The sequence below is a fragment of the Paenarthrobacter sp. 2TAF44 genome, from assembly GCF_052114885.1.
GTDB lineage: Bacteria > Actinomycetota > Actinomycetes > Actinomycetales > Micrococcaceae > Arthrobacter.
Map to the genome: position 1 here is coordinate 343,758 of NZ_JBFRFP010000001.1, position 16,256 is coordinate 360,013.

13 protein-coding genes are annotated in these 16,256 nt (G+C 60.0%); 7 read left to right on the forward strand and 6 right to left on the reverse strand.

Features of this window, described 5'->3' with window-relative positions; all coding sequences use genetic code 11:
* Positions 1-205 precede the first annotated feature (205 nt).
* The 4 genes from AB4Z15_RS01485 to AB4Z15_RS01500 form a co-directional block, all read right to left on the reverse strand.
* Positions 206-1,822: an MFS transporter gene (locus AB4Z15_RS01485; protein WP_442015716.1), complete on the reverse strand. Its 1,617-nt coding sequence runs from the start codon at positions 1,820-1,822 to the stop codon at positions 206-208.
* 268 nt (positions 1,823-2,090) lie between these two features.
* Positions 2,091-2,666 carry a TetR/AcrR family transcriptional regulator gene (locus tag AB4Z15_RS01490; RefSeq protein WP_442015717.1) on the reverse strand — a complete coding sequence of 192 codons (576 nt, stop codon included), beginning with the start codon at positions 2,664-2,666 and terminating at the stop codon, positions 2,091-2,093.
* A gap of 153 nt (positions 2,667-2,819) precedes the next feature.
* A complete protein-coding gene (locus AB4Z15_RS01495; protein WP_442015718.1) occupies positions 2,820-5,000 on the reverse strand; it encodes an amylo-alpha-1,6-glucosidase in 2,181 nt (726 codons plus the stop codon).
* Positions 5,001-5,236: 236 nt separating this feature from the next.
* Entirely contained in the window at positions 5,237-5,728 is a 492-nt protein-coding gene (locus AB4Z15_RS01500; protein WP_442015719.1) for a MarR family winged helix-turn-helix transcriptional regulator, read from the reverse strand.
* A 181-nt stretch (positions 5,729-5,909) separates the two neighbouring features.
* On the opposite strand from AB4Z15_RS01500, the gene AB4Z15_RS01505 reads away from it, so the two are divergent.
* On the forward strand, positions 5,910-6,557 hold the full coding sequence (locus tag AB4Z15_RS01505; RefSeq protein WP_442015909.1) for a GTP cyclohydrolase II: 648 nt from the start codon (positions 5,910-5,912) through the stop codon (positions 6,555-6,557).
* A gap of 78 nt (positions 6,558-6,635) precedes the next feature.
* On the opposite strand, the gene AB4Z15_RS01510 is transcribed toward AB4Z15_RS01505, so the two are convergent.
* The gene (locus AB4Z15_RS01510; RefSeq protein WP_442015720.1) at positions 6,636-7,859 is read right to left on the reverse strand and encodes an ROK family protein; all 1,224 of its coding nucleotides are present in this window, start codon (positions 7,857-7,859) and stop codon (positions 6,636-6,638) included.
* Positions 7,860-8,021: 162 nt separating this feature from the next.
* Between AB4Z15_RS01510 and AB4Z15_RS01515 the strand changes: the two genes are divergently transcribed.
* The 5 genes from AB4Z15_RS01515 (at position 8,022) to AB4Z15_RS01535 (ending at position 13,505) form a co-directional block, all read left to right on the forward strand.
* Positions 8,022-9,083, forward strand: a complete 1,062-nt coding sequence (locus tag AB4Z15_RS01515; protein WP_442015721.1) for a Gfo/Idh/MocA family protein — start codon at positions 8,022-8,024, stop codon at positions 9,081-9,083.
* Positions 9,084-9,273: 190 nt separating this feature from the next.
* Positions 9,274-10,614, forward strand: a complete 1,341-nt coding sequence (locus AB4Z15_RS01520; RefSeq protein WP_442015722.1) for an ABC transporter substrate-binding protein — start codon at positions 9,274-9,276, stop codon at positions 10,612-10,614.
* Between the two features lie 71 nt (positions 10,615-10,685).
* Positions 10,686-11,630 (forward strand): carbohydrate ABC transporter permease, encoded by a 945-nt coding sequence (locus tag AB4Z15_RS01525; protein ID WP_442015723.1) that lies wholly within the window; start codon positions 10,686-10,688, stop codon positions 11,628-11,630.
* Complete coding sequence (locus AB4Z15_RS01530) at positions 11,627-12,517, forward strand: carbohydrate ABC transporter permease (protein WP_442015724.1); 891 nt, start codon at positions 11,627-11,629, stop codon at positions 12,515-12,517. Before AB4Z15_RS01525 ends, AB4Z15_RS01530 begins: the two co-directional genes overlap by 4 nt.
* Before the next feature lie 52 nt (positions 12,518-12,569).
* Positions 12,570-13,505, forward strand: a complete 936-nt coding sequence (locus AB4Z15_RS01535; RefSeq protein ID WP_442015725.1) for an ROK family protein — start codon at positions 12,570-12,572, stop codon at positions 13,503-13,505.
* Between the two features lie 26 nt (positions 13,506-13,531).
* Here the strand turns inward: AB4Z15_RS01535 and AB4Z15_RS01540 are convergent, their stop codons facing one another.
* Positions 13,532-15,304, reverse strand: coding sequence for a helix-turn-helix domain-containing protein (locus AB4Z15_RS01540; protein ID WP_442015726.1), 1,773 nt, complete (start codon positions 15,302-15,304; stop codon positions 13,532-13,534).
* A 148-nt stretch (positions 15,305-15,452) separates the two neighbouring features.
* Between AB4Z15_RS01540 and AB4Z15_RS01545 the strand changes: the two genes are divergently transcribed.
* Entirely contained in the window at positions 15,453-16,256 is an 804-nt protein-coding gene (locus AB4Z15_RS01545; protein WP_442015910.1) for an N-acyl homoserine lactonase family protein, read from the forward strand.

Here is a 16,256-nt window from a genome sequence, read left to right on the forward strand (position 1 = left end):
TCGGCTGGTCGTCGCGGTCGTCATCATCGGGGAAGTCGATATCCCGGGCAAATCTCGAGCCAAACAGCAGCCTGGCTTCAGGCTCCCGCACCCTTTATGACAGTCAGATTCACCACCTGCCTCATCCGGGTACGTGCTCGCGGTGGCAGCGACAGTAAACGCAAACCCGCAGTGGGCGACCGATGAGACGCCTTGGGAAGTAACGTCAGACGGGATCGGCCAGAGGCTGCAGGTCCTGGGCTGTAACCTCTTCGACCGCCGGTCGGTTGTCCATGCCAGCGAGGCCGATGAGTGTGACCACTGCTGCAACAGCGGCAGCGATCGCACCGATCAGGAAGGCCAATTGGAATCCATTGCCCAATACCGTCAGGGCAACCTCGTGCGCACCAGCCGGGAGGGTGGGAACACTATTGACGGCAATTGCTCCACCGGCCTGGGCGATACCCAGAACCGGGCCTGCCTGCTCCGCCGGGAGGTTCAGCGCGCCCAAAGCTGGAATTAGCTGGCTATTGGCCGTCCCGAAAGCGATCGCACTGCCAATAACGGGGCCGAGCGCGAAACCTAGATCGCGAACAAGGTTCGTCGTGGCGCTGCCCATCCCGGCAAGGGACTTCGGCACGGTGTTCACAGATACCTCCGAAATGGACGCGATGGTCAGGGCCCAGCCAATACCGATGAACGCCCCAGGAAGGAAGAACTTCGTCCAGTCAAAGTCGTGCGGGTCAAATGCGACCGCGATAAAGCTACCAACGGCGATCAACGCGAACCCGAGACTGAGAAGCCAGCGTGGACTGACGGAGTGCAGGAGCCTGCCAACGACCGGGGCGAAGACGAAGGACGGGCCCTGCATCACGAGCCAAATGACCCCGATGTAGACCGCATTCTGGTGCTGCAGCACGCCAAGCCAAACGCTGGTGGAGAAACAATATATGAGAAATCCAAAGGTACCGATCACAGTTACGATGCCAACAATCGAGAATGAACGAATCCTGAACATGCCCAAATGCAGCAATGGCGAAGGTGTTCGCAATTCGATGATGATGAAAGCGGTTAGCAGGACAGCCGCGACGAGGTAGCCGACAATGATTTCCGGTTGGCTCCAGCCGACCTCGGATCCCTGCACTGTGGCCCACAAGGCCACAGTCAGGCCCAGTGCAAACGTCACCTGGCCGGGAAGATCCAGCTTTCGGCCCATAGGCGCCGACGAATCCGTTGCCCGAAGAACCAGAGCAAGCGTGATCACTGCGCCGCCCGCGATCAGCACATAGCCGCCCTGCCACCAGCCGGCGATTGCGAATGCCCCGGCAATGATGGGACAGATGGCACCGCCGAGGGAGAGAAATCCTGCCCAGGTCGCGATGGCACGGGTCCGCTGGACTGGCGTGTGCACGACGGCGGCCACCATCGCCAACGACGTCGGATACAACGCGCCCGCGCCCAGGCCGTTCAGTGCAGCGCCAAGCCACATCACTTCAACCGTCGGAGCCAACACCGAGGCTACGCTTCCGGCCAGAAGGAGCAGTGACCCCAGATACATAAGCCTCTTTCGCCCAAAGATGTCACCGATGGCGCCGAAGGTTAGCTCGAAGACGACAACCGGAATCAGGAATGCCGCGGTGATCCACGTGAGCTGCGAAGCGTGGGCGTGAAAGTGCTGCTGCAGAACACCGTTCAGTGATCCGGGTATGACGTTCGCAATCGACGAGACGAACGGTGCGGCAAAGGCTGCGGTAAGGGTGGCGCCCACACGAACCTGCGTGCCCTGCGGGTACGGCCCAGGGTCTTGATTCGATGGTCTGCCAAGTTGATTCGGATAAGTCACGTGGAACTCCTTTGTTCACGGAAATGGGTGACGTAAACCCCGCCGGGCTGATGCAGCGCGACGCCCCAGCCCGAATATATACGATCCGTATCGTATTGACAATGCCTCAAGCGTCGGCCTGTCTGTCAAAGCCGGCAGGGCTATTCGCAGATGCAGCTGGCGAGGGCTGGCGTGATTTACGCCTTCGGGCGCGGGCTCCCGGGCAGGCAAAGAGGAAGGGATTGACGCTGTCAGAGTCAATCCCTTCCTGTGTTTGTTCCTTATCCAGCTATGCGCGTACGCCTTCCAGCACTGCCCTTAGGGTCTGGTCCGTCATCTTTCGGTCTAGTGGTCCAGTGTGAAGCAACAACCGAAAATAGATTGGCGAGTAGAGAAGTTCAGTCACAACCATGGGAGGTATGTCACTCCTGATCGCCCTCTCCTGGACCGCCCGCTCAATGAGGGCAAGCGCGGCTTCCAAGCGGTGATTCCAGAATCGGTCCTTGAATTCGGCCATGGCCGCCGGATCGTACTGGCACTCCGCAATTAGCTGGGCGACGAGGTGGCCCTCCCGGCCGCCATAAATCTCGGCCAGCGAGCCAAGGTGCTCTTTGAGCGCCTCGATCGCCGGAACATCCTCCCGTATTGGAGTACGCGCGATGTGATTGTCGAGGAAGGTGTCAATCACAACCGCAGCCTTGCTGGGCCACCACCGGTAAATCGTTGTCTTGCTTACGCCCGCTTCCCGGGCAACACGCTCAATCGATAGCTTTTGGACGGTCAGGGCGCCAGGCTTTCTGTCATCAAGCAACGCCATGGTCGCATCGAGGATCGCTCTTTGACTCTGCTCGCTTCTAATCGCCATACGATGACTCTAATACGGATTCATCCAATACGAAACGTTCACGATAGTCCGGCTCACTGTGACGAGCTTTCATGAAGGTCGCGTTTGCGCTGTTCGAAGTACCCGATGAGCCTTCGCTTGACGGGCCAGAGGGAAGTGTTTGCCATCAGCGGCTTATTCCGCGGGAGCGTTGCGGATGTTAGGCCATTTCTCCCGGCCAGCTTGCTGGACGAGTTCTGCCAGCCACGGCCTCCGACCGCGGTGGAATACCATACCTTCAGGCATTTCGTGGACTGAGGGTATTGAATCCTCGATGTCGAGACTGATCCGGCCAGCGGCCATGGGCGCGTTCCTGACATGCAGGTCACCATAGGACTTCGGGAGCACGGGATCCATCCAGAAACCGCCCTGGGACGCATCGGCATCAAATCCCAGCAGGCTGGTCACCAGGAAGATCGGTGTGGTCGCTGCCCAAGCCTGTGGGGAACACGCCGTCGGATAGGGCACGGGCCGAGCGTAGCGTTCCCGGCTGAAGCCGCAGAACAGCTCGGGCAATCGGCCATCAGAAAGCTCGGCCGCATCGAGCAGGGCAGTGGCGATACGCTGCGCTTCCTCAACGAATCCGTAGCGCAGCAGGCCGGCCGCAATGATCGCATTGTCATGCGGCCACACCGAACCGTTGTGATAGCTTGCCGGATTGTAAGCGCCCATGTCGCTAGCCAAAGTCCGCACTCCCCAGCCGCTGAACATTTCCGGGGACATCAGCCTTTCAGCAATCAGTGGGGCCTTGTCCTCGTCCACGAGTCCGGCCCAAAGGCAGTGGCCCATGTTGGAAGCGCAGGCATCGACTTGACGCTTGTCGCGGTCCAAGGCCACCGCATAGTAGCCCCGATCCGGCATCCAGAACTGCTCATTGAACTGTTCCTTCAACTGGCTGGCACGAATGGCCAACTCGTTTCCCAAGGGACCGTCTCCCGCTTGGTAGGCCATCCATGCCCGCGAGAGATACGCAACGTAGACGTAGGCCTGCACCTCGCAGAGAGCGATAGGGGGTACGGCCAAGGCTCCGTCAGCGAAATTGATGCCATCCCAGGAGTCCTTCCAGCCTTGGTTGACGAGCCCGTTGGGATTGAGTCGCTCGTACTCAACGAATCCGTCACCGTCCTTGTCACCGTAATCCCTGATCCAAGCCAGCGCCCGATCTGCATGCGGAAGGAGATCGGCGATGGTTTCTTTGGCGAAACCCCAGCGACCGACGGATCCCAAGACCACCAAAAACAGGGGCGTTGCGTCCACGCTCCCGTAATACACGGACTTTCCACCCAGGGACAAACCGCTGGAAACGTCAAGCCGGACCTCGTGCAGGATCTTGCCTGGCTCCTCCTCGCTCAAAGGATCCACCACTGTTCCTTGCCGTTCTGCCAGCGTTTGGAGCGTGCCCAATGCCAACGACGGATCCACCGGCATCGACATCTCGGATGCCCAAAGTGAATCGCGGCCGAACAGCGTCATAAACCAGGGCGCACCTGCAGCCACCACGACACGGTCAGGATGGTTCGGATCCTCTATGCGAAGGGAACCCAAGTCGTCGTAGCTCCGGCGGCCAATTCGCTCAATGGAGAGGTTTCCCATCTGCACTACGGGAGTCTTTGCCACCCATTCCTGCCGACGCAGGTCACGAGGGGATAGGCCGTCCTCATCAGGATGGACAAACATGGCTTCAGGGTTGGTCCCCTCGGCCATCGGAGTCACTGTCAAGGTAGTGCTCCACTCGCCGTGCGGCGGGACCGAGACCCGGTATGTGAGCGCCTCTTGACCAATGTCCGCTCCAGGAGCTTGGACAACAACGCCCTTCCGGACATCTTGCCAAACAGCCTGGATGGTTAGTGCGTCCCCGTCAGATTGGCGCGTCTGATCCCAGCGCCGCTGGATCCGTGCCTCCTTCACCTCGAACAGATCTGCGAAATCCGCCTCAACTCTCAGTGAGACAACACAATCGACGCGGTCCAGTGAGTAATTCCCGATGCGCACTTGTTCTTGTATGCCCACTCCAACTTCCCGGAGCCGCTCCACAATCAGCGGGCTGTCCGCATATCCGTCCGAGCGGGGAACCCGCGTTGCAAATAGCGCTCGGTACGGCTCCTTCATCTCCGCCGCCAGCGGCTCAAGGGGGTAGCCGTTAATCGTGAGCTGCCAACAGGACAAAATGCGTGTGTCCCGGACAAAAAGACCGTGTGGATGTTCCGGCTGTATGTCCCCGCTCTGCAAAGAGATGCAGAACGAGGACCCCTCGAGCAGGGTAATTGTCCCGGCTCCCAGCGGCCCCGCCGCCGTGTCCGCATTCCACCCAGCCATCTCAGGCCCTCACAAATCTGAATCGCCCGCCCTGATCCAGCGGGTCGTGTTGCTGCCGTCAGTGCCAATTCTTCGAACGACGCTACGCCTGCTTTCCCTCTCAGACCAGAGCACGCGTTGACTCGTGGCTAACCTCCGCGACGGCGGATACGTTGCCTCATTAGTAACCCTCCGGCTGCGTTGGCGGTTGCCGCGGTGAGTGGATGAGGGTTAAGGATCACGGACGCGATCGCGAATCAGTCGATGTCACGGAGGCATCGATCGTCAGGGTCGATGGTGCGCATGATGCGTTGGCAGATTTCGCTCAGCTGGCGTGACTGCGTCTTAGTGAGAGGATCGAAGACGAGGCTTCGGACAGCCTCTACATGACCGGGGGCTGAGCTGGCGATTTTTTCCCACCCTTCTTCGGTCAGGGTTGCCAGAGTAGTGCGGCCATCGGTGGGGTCGGGTGAGCGGAGCACCCAACCGCGCTTTTCAAGACGGGCAACCACCTGGGATAGGCGCGGGAGCCCAGCCTCCGCAAAGCCAGCCAAGTCGCTCATACGACGGGTCCTGTCAGGGGCCTCAGAGAGCCCAGCGAGAACCGTGTACTCAAAGTGGCTGAGCCCCGCGTCGCGCTGCAGTTGAGCATCCAGGGCAGGGGGCAGCCGCATCAACACGCCAACGAATGCGAGCCAGGCCTGTCGCTCCTCGTCATTTAGCCACCGAGGTCCCGAAGAATCTTCCATGAGCCCAAGCATAGCCTAGAAAACTTCACGCATGAACTTTATTTTAACGTCATTCACTTGCATTGTGAACTAAATAGTCCTAACGTTTGCTTCATACGTGAAGTAAAAATCTGATGCCCGCCTACTGAATGCCTGAGGATCTGAGATGACTGTTGTATCCGCGACCATCAAAGCGCACGGAATGGCCGCCGCCCTTTCTCGAGCGGCGGTCCGAAGCCAGGTCACTGTGCCCCTGCAGTTCCCGGACGGCTTTAGAGCAACAGCCGAAGTGCTGACCTTCAACGGACTGGCCGATGGGAAGGAGCATCTGCTGCTTGCCCTGGGCGAGTGGGAGCAGGCTCTGCTGCGCCATACGGACCCGGCACCACTCGTCCGGCTACATAGCGAATGCCTGACGGGAGACGTGTTCGGATCTGAGCGCTGTGACTGCGGACCCCAACTGCGAGAAGGCGTGGAACAGATCGCCGCAGCAGGCGGATTCCTGCTTTACCTTCGCCAGGAGGGCCGCGGAATAGGCCTGTACTCAAAGCTGGATGCCTACGCCCTCCAAGACGCCGGCCTGGACACCTACGAAGCCAACCTGGCTCTTGGCCATGGTGAAGACGAGCGCGACTACACAGCGGCGGCCCAGATGCTGTCCGCCCTTGGCGCCGACAGCATCCGACTGCTGACCAACAATCCTGACAAGACAGCTCAATTGGGAGCCCTCGGGATCCAGGTGACGGAGCAGGTGCCTACGGGAGTCCACCTGTCCTCTACCAACCACCGCTACCTTGCCGCCAAACGCGACCGTACTGCCCATACGTTGAACCTCCCTGACTTCGCCTGAGCGCACCCCGGCTCACAAACTTTGGACCTTGGTTGTTCATCGTTTAACCCATGCGAAGTTCCGGGGAGCGCCGGATGGCTAAACGGTTATCGAGAACGTTGAGGCAAGGATGAGTCCACCGCCTCCGAGCAGGGTCATAGGATCCTGAGTGTCGGCAAAGAGCACGGTGGCGGGCTGCCCACGGTCGAGCGGAAGCTTGATCATCCAGGCTTGAATGGCTTCGCGCATTGGCTCTCCACCTCCGCACACATCACCATGCATGATGTAGGTCCCCGAGCCGAGTACTTCTTCGTTGTTGGCCATTCCAACGGCAAGGTTGCGTGCATAGAGATCCATCAAGTCCGCTGCGGCGGCATTTCCCTCATCCGACAATGCCACCAGCGCAGCGGAATCCATGGATTCCGCCTGCGGTAGTTGGAGCTCGGCTGCCCGTTCCCGGAGCCAACCGAGGGTAGCCACGGTTTCCCAGCACCCTTGGCGCCCGCACCGACATGGAGCGCCGTCGAGCTGCACGGTGGTATGGCCGGATTCACCACCCGCGCCGTCCCTGCCACGGACTATTGCTCCCTGGTAGACGATCCCGAAGCCCAATGCCTCCCCCGTATAGACGGAGGCGAAGTCCTGCAGATGCCGGCCAAGGCCAAACCAGCGGTCCCCCAGGGCCTGGACTCTCGGGTGGTGATCCACCAGGACGGGAACTCCGTACCGCCCCTGAAGCCGTGCACCGACCTGCAGCCCGTTCAGTCCCGGGGTGAGGTGCATGGAGATGATGGTGCCTGTGGTGGCATTGACCATACCCGCAGCACCCACACCGATGCCGATAATTTTCCGCCCGACAAAACACTCATCGGCGGACTCTTCAATGGCCTCCATAATGGCTTCGCCGGAAGCGTCCCGTGCGTAGGCACGCGAAGCCTGAACACGGATTTTGCCGTCTATTCCCATGAGCGCAACCGTCACTCCGTCCGGTGAAATACGCACTCCGCCCAGGAGTGGCCCGTGATGGCTGAACCATAACGGGCGGGCTGGCTTTCCACCGGTCACCGCTGCAGACACGGGCTCGCCCTCAACTAAAGCACCGTCATCAATCAGGGGCTGCAGAATCGAAGCAATGGTTGCGCGGTTTACGTTCAGCGCGCGTGCCAACTGTGCCCGGCTGGCAGGGCCGTCCGTGTGAAGAACCTGCAGCACCCGTGCACGATTAGCTTCACCGATACGGGAGGCAGTAATCAGCCGCCTCGACTCCGCCGGGCCGCTCTTGGGCGGCGAGGCGGTAAACGGGGGCTTGTCTTGAACGTCCACGACGAGATTCTCCTTCAAGCCAGCTGAACTCCAAAAGATATGTATGGACACACCTTACATGAAGTATGTATGCTGGGCACTCATACAAACCCTAGTGACTGAAGTCACTCGTTCTCGGGTACCAATGACGGGCTCCGCTCCCTATTGAAGGATCTGACGCTAATGACCAGTTTGAAAACGGCGAATGTCGGGATAGTGGGTGGAGGAATCCGTGGCGGGCTCTTTGCTCGGGCAATCCAGGAGAACCCCCTGGGTCAACTGATTGCGGTCTGTGATCCAAGCCCACACGCACGGGATACCGTTGCCTCCAAACACGGCGTCCCCGGCTACCCCTCCGTGGAAGAGATGCTCATCGCCCATCCTGAGCTCACGGCTGCGGTAATCGCCACCCCGGACTTCGCCCATAAAGAAGCAGCCATCGCCTGCGCCGCCGCCGGCTTGGATTTGATGATCGAAAAACCGCTGGCCACTTCCACAGCTGATGCAGAGGCCATCATCGAGGCCGCAGCGGAAGGCGGGGCCAGGATCATGGTCGGTTTCGAAAACCGCTGGAACCCACGGTTCTCCGCCGTGCGGGAGCTTTTGAAGTCCCAGGACAGTGGCAGTGTCCTGAACCAGATCATCAGCCTGAACGACACCATCTTCGTTCCAACGAAGATGCTCTCCTGGGCTGCCAAGAGTTCCCCGGCATGGTTCCTCATGCCTCACTCCCTGGACCTGGCCATGTGGCTCAGCGGTGCGCGACCGGTTTCGGTCCATGCCGTCGGAGTGAAACGTGTGCTGCCGGCCCTTGACGTGGACACATGGGACTGCATCAGCGCAACGTTCGTCATGGACGACGGTTCCACGGCCGTCCTGCACTCATCGTGGATCCTGCCCCAAACCGCACCTGCCGTGTACGATTTCCGCTACGAAGTGCAGACCAGCACGGATGCCTTCCACATCGATGTCTCCAACCAGGGCATCACCCATTACTCCCAGGACCGGGTTTCATGGCCTCAATGGGGCGTCACCGAGCGTGCCGGCCGCATTGGGGGCGTACCCATTGACATGGTTAACGAATTCATCGACTTCGTCCGCGGCACGGTCACCACCGTGCCCACAGCAACACAGGGACTCATCGTCACCCACGCCATCGAAGCGGTCCATCGTTCGCTGGAGAACGGCGCGAGCGTTTCCCTTACAACCCGCGAAAGCCTCCTGGCTCCCGCCCCTGTCAGCTGATGCATCTCCCCCAGCAAAGGAGAACAGCGCCAGTCCCCCGCATACTCCCAGGGACCTTCGAGCCGCCGCCACCTGCCGGTCAACGAGGTCCTTGTCGCGATCGAGGGTTCACCGGAATCCGGTGCACTGCAGATCGTCCACGCAAGGCATCTCTTCACCACCCACTCCCAACAAGACCTAAGGAACAACCATGAAGCGCAACAGGCAACGGCTGCTCGCAGTCGGCGTCACGGCTCTGCTGCTCGCCGGCTGCAGCACCACCGGAGGCGGCACGACGTCGGGCGCCAGCCAGGACCCCGGCGTGCAGGAATGGGCGACGAGCGTGAAGGAAAAGTACAAAGGTACGTCCATCACCATCGCAGCCCAAACACACCCAAGTACCGCTGCAATGCAGGCAATGACTGCCGATTTCACAGCATTGACGGGCATTGACGTCCGGTGGGACATCGTTGACCAGAACAGCCTCAAGCAGAAGATCGAACTGGATTACCAGAGCGGCAACGCCGCCTACGACGCCGTCATGGTGGACGGGTTCTGGATGTCCAGTTTCGCTGAACGCGGCATAGTCGCAGACGTCAGTCAGCGGTTGAACAGCGCCCCGGATTTCTTCGACTACAAAGACATCCTTCCGGCCTACAGTGAAGGCTTGCAGGAAGTTGACGGCAAGTCCTATGGGGTCCAGATCGCCGGCGAAACCCGCTTCATCGGGTACCGCAAGGACCTCTTTGATAAGTACGGCAAGAAACCACCAACCACCATGAAGGAATACCTGGAACTCGCGCAGTTCTTCAATGGCAAGGAAGACGGGCTGTACGGGACGTCCATGCGTGCACAGAAGGGCATCCATTTCGCGTCTGGCTTGCTGACCTTGATGTACCAGTTCAGCACGGGCTTCTGGGATCCGAAGACCGGGGCAGATCAAATTGCCTCACCTGAGAATGTGGAGGCTCTCCAGTACTACCTCGACCTGCTCAAGACGATGCCGAAGGACGTGGGAAGTTACACGAACGAAGAAGCCCTCTCAGCCTTTGCCTCGGGCCATTCGGCCATGTGGTTTGACGCTACGGCGATCGCCCCGACGATCCTGAACCCCGACTCCTCAGTTGTCGCTGACAAGGTCGCCTTCGTTCCGCCGCCCTCCGGGCCCAAGGGACAGTTCGGCGCCCTTGCCGGGTGGGGGCTCAGCCTGGCTTCGAAGTCCAAGAACGCTGACGCTGCCTGGGCCTTCATTACATACATGACTTCCAAAGCCAAGGCCGCAGACTACATCCACAACGGTGGTGTACCGACCCGGGCCAGCACGCTGCAGGACCCGCAGACAGATGCAGAGAAGGTCTTGTACCCGGCGATGCTTGAGTCGCTGGATAAGGCCAAGAACCTCAGCGACCAAGGCATCAGTTGGTTGCCCAAGGTAGAAAAGCTCGACGAGAAACTGACAATCATCGGCAACTACTGCTCGGAAGCATTTGTTGGGAACTTGACGGCCAAGGAAGCCCTTGAAAAGGCAAGCACCGAAATAAGGGCACTCTAATCCAGTGAAGAACCAATGGTGGTGGTTGGGGTCCCCTCCAACCACCACCATGAACAGCAAGGAGCCAACTCGTGAGCGCAGTATCGGCAGCGCCGACCAGGGTCAAACGGCAAAAGCAGCGAAGCCCCGCAGAAATACGCAATGACCGCACCGGGCGGCTTTTTGTCGCGCCGGCAGTCATCATCGTCACACTGGTGGGAGTCCTGCCAGGTCTGTTCCTCTATGGAATCAGCCTCTTCAACTACGACAGGGGAACGCCACTGAGCGCAGCAAAGTTCATCGGACTGGAGAACTACACCCGTCTGTTGTCCGGAACGGACACCAATTTCTGGCCGGCAGTCGGAGTCACTATCGGTTTTTTGCTCAGCTCAACCCTGACCACTGTGGTGCTGGGAACCATCCTGGCACTCCTGCTTGACCGCATTCTCATCGGCCGCGGCATCATCACCACGCTCCTGCTGATCCCGCTCGTCATGGCACCCGTCATGGCCGGCCTCATCTGGCGGCTGATCTTCAACGACCTCACCGGCGCCCTGAACGCTTTCCTGCGGCCCATCGGCCTTGACCAGGCCTGGCTCGGCTCGCCACCGCTGGCCTTCATTTCCGTTCTCATCGTCGAAACCTGGCAGTGGACACCCTTCGTAGCGCTCATCATGTTCGCAGGATTGCGATCTCTGGACCCTCGCCCCAAAGAAGCAGCCCAGCTCGACGGAGCAAACGCCTGGCAGTTGTTCCGGAACATCACGTTTCCCATGATCCAACCAATCTTCGGGCTGGTGATCGCCCTGCGCCTCATCGATTCAGTCAAAATATTCGATACCGCCTACGCCCTGACCCAAGGCGGACCAGGTCAGGCCACCGAAACTTTGGGCCTGATGGTTTTCCACTACGGCCTCTACACCTCAGGTTGGATCGGCCGCGCCTCGGCCGTCGCAGTCCTCCTGCTCATTCTCGTCATCATCATTTCGCAATTCGTCACACGCCACCTCAAAAAAGCAGAAGGGCTTCAGGGATGACCGTCGTAGAAGGACCGAACCTGACGGAAAAAATCGCGGGTCCCGCGAAACCTGCCGTCATGAGCGCCAACCGCCGAAAGGCGAGAACAACAACAGCCCTTATCTACGCCGTCGTTGGCATATGGGGCATCATCACTCTCTTCCCCGTCGCCTTCACACTCATCTCATCCTTCAAACTCAAGCGCGACGTTTTGAACCCTGCAGCATTCATCTTCCAACCCACGCTGAACAACTACGCGGAGCTCTTCCAGGGGAAGCACTTTGGCGGATACATCACCAACAGCGTCATCGTGACAATCGGGTCAGTCATACCGTCCCTCGTTCTCGCGCTCATGGCCGCCTATGGCCTGACTCGTTTCGGCCTCCGGAAGGAACGCTCCGTCGCTTTGAACGTGCTGTCCTTCCGCATGATCCCGGCCATCGCGGTCGTGATCCCGTTCTTCCTGATAGCCCAGTTCATCGGTCTCCTGGACACCCAGATCCTGCTCATCATTTCCTGCATGACCATGAACGTCCCCCTTGCCGTCTGGATGCTCCGGGGGTTCATGCGCGACATTCCCATGGACATCGACGAAGCCGCCCAACTGGACGGTGCTTCTAGGTGGAAGATCCTATGGATTATCCACACCCCCATCCTGGGCCCCGGAATGGTGTCGGCCGGCCTCCTCCTGGTCATCCAAACATGGAACGAGTTCGCTTTCGCCCAGTTCCTGACGTCCATCGACGCCCGCACCTTCCCCACGACCGTCAACTTCTTCATCTCGATCGCGGGAACTGATTTCGGCCAGATGGCTGCCGCGGCAACGGTGGGAACAATCCCAATCCTGGTCCTCGCCATCATCTTCCAGCGCCGGCTCATCTCAGGACTGTCCTATGGCGCCGTCTAAACCCGCCACCCGAAATTGTTCCACCAATTAGAAGACAAAGAGTAGGACACCCATGCCATCCCCCGTGTCGCTTGGTGCCGCACGCGCCTCAGTCCTGGCCTTCGACGTCGGAGGTTCATTCATCAAAGCCGCGCTGATCGATACCAACGGCAATGTGCAGGGCTCCCGCAGCGTGGCCACGCCACTGCATCCAACGCAACCGGCAGAGACAATATTGGACCGGATCGGAGAGCTCGCCCGCGAGCTACAAGCAGAACACCCTCAGGTGGAGGTCCACGCAGCAGGGCTAACGGTACCGGGCATAGTAGACGCCGCCACAGGGACGGGCATCTACTCCGCCAATCTAGGATGGCGCGACTTCCCCTTCACCACCCAAGCCCAGTCCAGGCTGGGCATGCCCGTGGCTTTCGGCCATGACGTGGCCGCCGCAGGGGCAGCCGAACTACAAATGCGCCAGACACACGACCACCACGACGCCGCCGTCCTCATCATCGGCACGGGAATTGCCGCCGCCGTGTTCTCCGGCGACAAACCCGTGACCGCCGGAGGCTACGCCGGGGAAATAGGCCACGCACTGGTCCCGGCCCCTTCCGGCGGTACGACGATACTTGAAGCCCTCGGCTCAGCAGGAGCCATCACCCACCGCTACACGGCAATCAGCGGCAACACGGTAGACGGCGCAAAAGCTGTACTCTCGCTCGCCGCCGAGGGCGACCCAATCGCCCGGCAAGTCTGGGAACAAGCAGTAGACGCACTGGCCTTCAGTATCAGCCAGTGCGTCAGCATCCTGGGCACGGAGGTCTTCGTCATCGGTGGTGGACTCTCCCAAGCGGGAGAAGCCTTGCTTGTCCCCTTACGAAAAGCGGTCTACGAACTGCTGACCTTTCATCGCCGCCCCCGCATTCTCCCTGCAACCCTTGGCCAAGACGCTGGATTGATCGGAGCAGCTCTGTATGCCAGGGCAATTCTTGTGACTGGTTCTTCCTAAGTCCGTGGGGCTGCCATCACGGAATACTATCGGTGCGGTTCGTGTAGTCGTTGCGGAGTCAGTTTCCAGAGCCGCAGCGCGAAGTGCACATCGACGCGGCGTGAGGGCGTACGCCACTCCGGGCCGAGCAGGGAGTCGATCCGCTCGAGCCGTTGCTTGACGGTGTTCTGGTGGATGTGCAGCTGCGCAGCCGTGCTTTGGAGACGACTCCCAGTCTCGAGGTACGCCCAGAGCGTGCCAAGCAGTTCAGTTCTGTGCGCCCGGTCGTACTCCTGAACAGGGCCGAGCGTTCGTTCGATGATCCGCGCTGCGGTTGCAGCACGGTCATGGCTGAGCATGATTCCGGCAATACCCAAATCGTTGAGGTCGGCAAACCCGCGTCGCCAGCCGAGTTCTTTGGCGGCCGTAACGACTTGGGAGGCCTCATCATGGGCCTCCCGGACACTGCTGATGGTTTCGCCGGTAGCTGTTGCGTGGCCAATTACTGCAGAGAGCCCATCCTCGTGCAGGATCTGGTCCAGTTCTTCGGCCAAGGCTGCCGCGCTCGACGTCGTCACCACGCAGATGTGGCCCATGTGGGACGAAATGAGCATCGGAGCTTTTCGAAGTCTCTGTTGCACTATCGCAAGCGCAGCGTGCCGGACCGCAGGATCAACCAGGATGACCAGGACGGCGATTTTATTGCGGAGTTCAATGCCGTAGGCGGCGAACCTGGTTCTCACAGCCTGAGCCTGGTCCTCAGTTCGGCTGGTAAGCAGATCTTCCATGAGCGTTGATTGGGCGCGGTTGTTGGCATCCACGAGGGTGCGTTCGAACAGTAGCGCTGCGCTCACAAACACCGAACCCCGCTCAAGGAGTGAGGTCTCTTTGCTGGCGGAGCCGTTCATGACCAACGTTGCCAGGTGCTCATTGCCGGCCGCGATGGCGACAACCGTGTAGGCATCACCTTTGTGTCGAACGGTCGCAGCACTCGCGCCATGCAGCGAACTGCTGATTGCCGATTGCACCCCCCACGTCTCAAGCGCGGGCTTACTCAGCGTCACGGATCCGAAGCGGTGACGCCCTGCCGGGTCAAACAGTCCCAAGGGCCGCCCCGATGCTTCTTCAAGCACCGCAATGACGCCCTCCGCGTTGACGGAGGCGACCATACTTCCCATCAGCCGCTCATCCAGCGCAAGCATTGATTCCAGTTCCCGGGTCCGGCCGGCGTTGCTGGTAGTCGTACTGCCTATCAACGCCCGAAGCTGAGTAATCTCACTTCCTCGGCGGGTCTGTTCGAGTGCGAGGGCCGCTTGGGCTGCCATGTGCTCAAGGGCCCGTTGCCCGGCAGCCGGAAGGCTGGCCGGCGCGCGATGCGCGACGAGCAGGGCACCGACTATCCGACCACCTACCCTAAGCGGCGCCCCGGCGATCGCCTTTACCCCTTCGAGGGCGACGATCTGGTCGATCGCAGGGATGTGGTTCATGTTTGGGTCAGCCAGGTAATCAAGAGTGGACGCGGTTGAGCCGCCCGTGGCGACTGCTCCGAGTACCCCGGTACCCAACGGCATGCGGATGTTCCGATATTCCTCGGTACGCACGTTGTCCGTGACATGGATGTACGTCTCCCCGGCAGGGAGGTCATTCAGACTGAGGTATGCCATGTCGGCACCTAAAAGGGTGCGGGTGCGGCGCAGGATCCCCTTGAGGATGAGCGTACGATCGCGCACGCTCGCCAGGTCAGTCGAGCTTTCGGTGGCGGCCATGAGGATTTCCGGGTCCCCCGGTGCCCTGAATTCCTGGATTCTGGACTCGGTCATACCGTGATTCTAAGTGACATATGTCGATTCCGGCTATGTATTCACCATTTGTATATCCCTTAGCACCATGGTTTTGCTTCCCATGAACCTGCAGAGTGGGGGAACGGTAAAAGTTGCCGCGAACAACAAGGAGGTTGTAGTGACTGATATGCGCGTCCATATTCTGTCCACCGGGGTCATGGAGACCGACCTGACTTGGCTTCTGCTCAAAGGTGGGCGGACTATCCGCGACCGGCACCATAAAGAGGACCCTGTCGTCTGGGGCGATTGCCCCACCCATGCTGTGCTCATCGAGCATCCCGAGGGTCGGATTCTGTGGGACACGGGCGTTCCGCGTGACTGGGAGCAGCGATGGGCGCCCACAGGGTTTCAGGACTTCTTTCCGGTACGTGAGCCAGTGGACGGACCGGGCTATCTGGACTCTTCTCTCGCTCAGCTGGAATTGACACCGGATGATATCGACATCCTGGTGCTCTCACACTTGCATTTCGACCATGCCGCAAACGCCTCGATGTTCGACAACGGCAAAACCCGGATCATCGCCAACAGCGCCGAGATCGCTGGCGCACGTGCCATAGAAGGCTATTCGAAGGGGGCGCACATCGTCTCGGACTACGAGTCGCTCGATCTGGAAGGGGTCAGCGGCGACGTGGAGATCGTGCCCGGCGTCAAGGTAATAGAGACCCCCGGCCACACCTGGGGAACCATGTCATTGCAGCTGGATCTCAAAAACGAGGGGACGAAGATTTTCACTTCGGACGCGGTGTACCTCGCGGACAGTTGGGGGCCTCCCGCCGTCGGCGCGGCGATCGTTTGGGACAACGTTCGCTGGCTTGAGTCTGTCGAAAAACTCCGGGCTATCGCCGACCGTACGGGGGCGGAGGTTATCTTCGGCCACGACGGGGAACAGGCCAAGACATTGCGCTATGCACCCGATGGGTTTTACAACTGA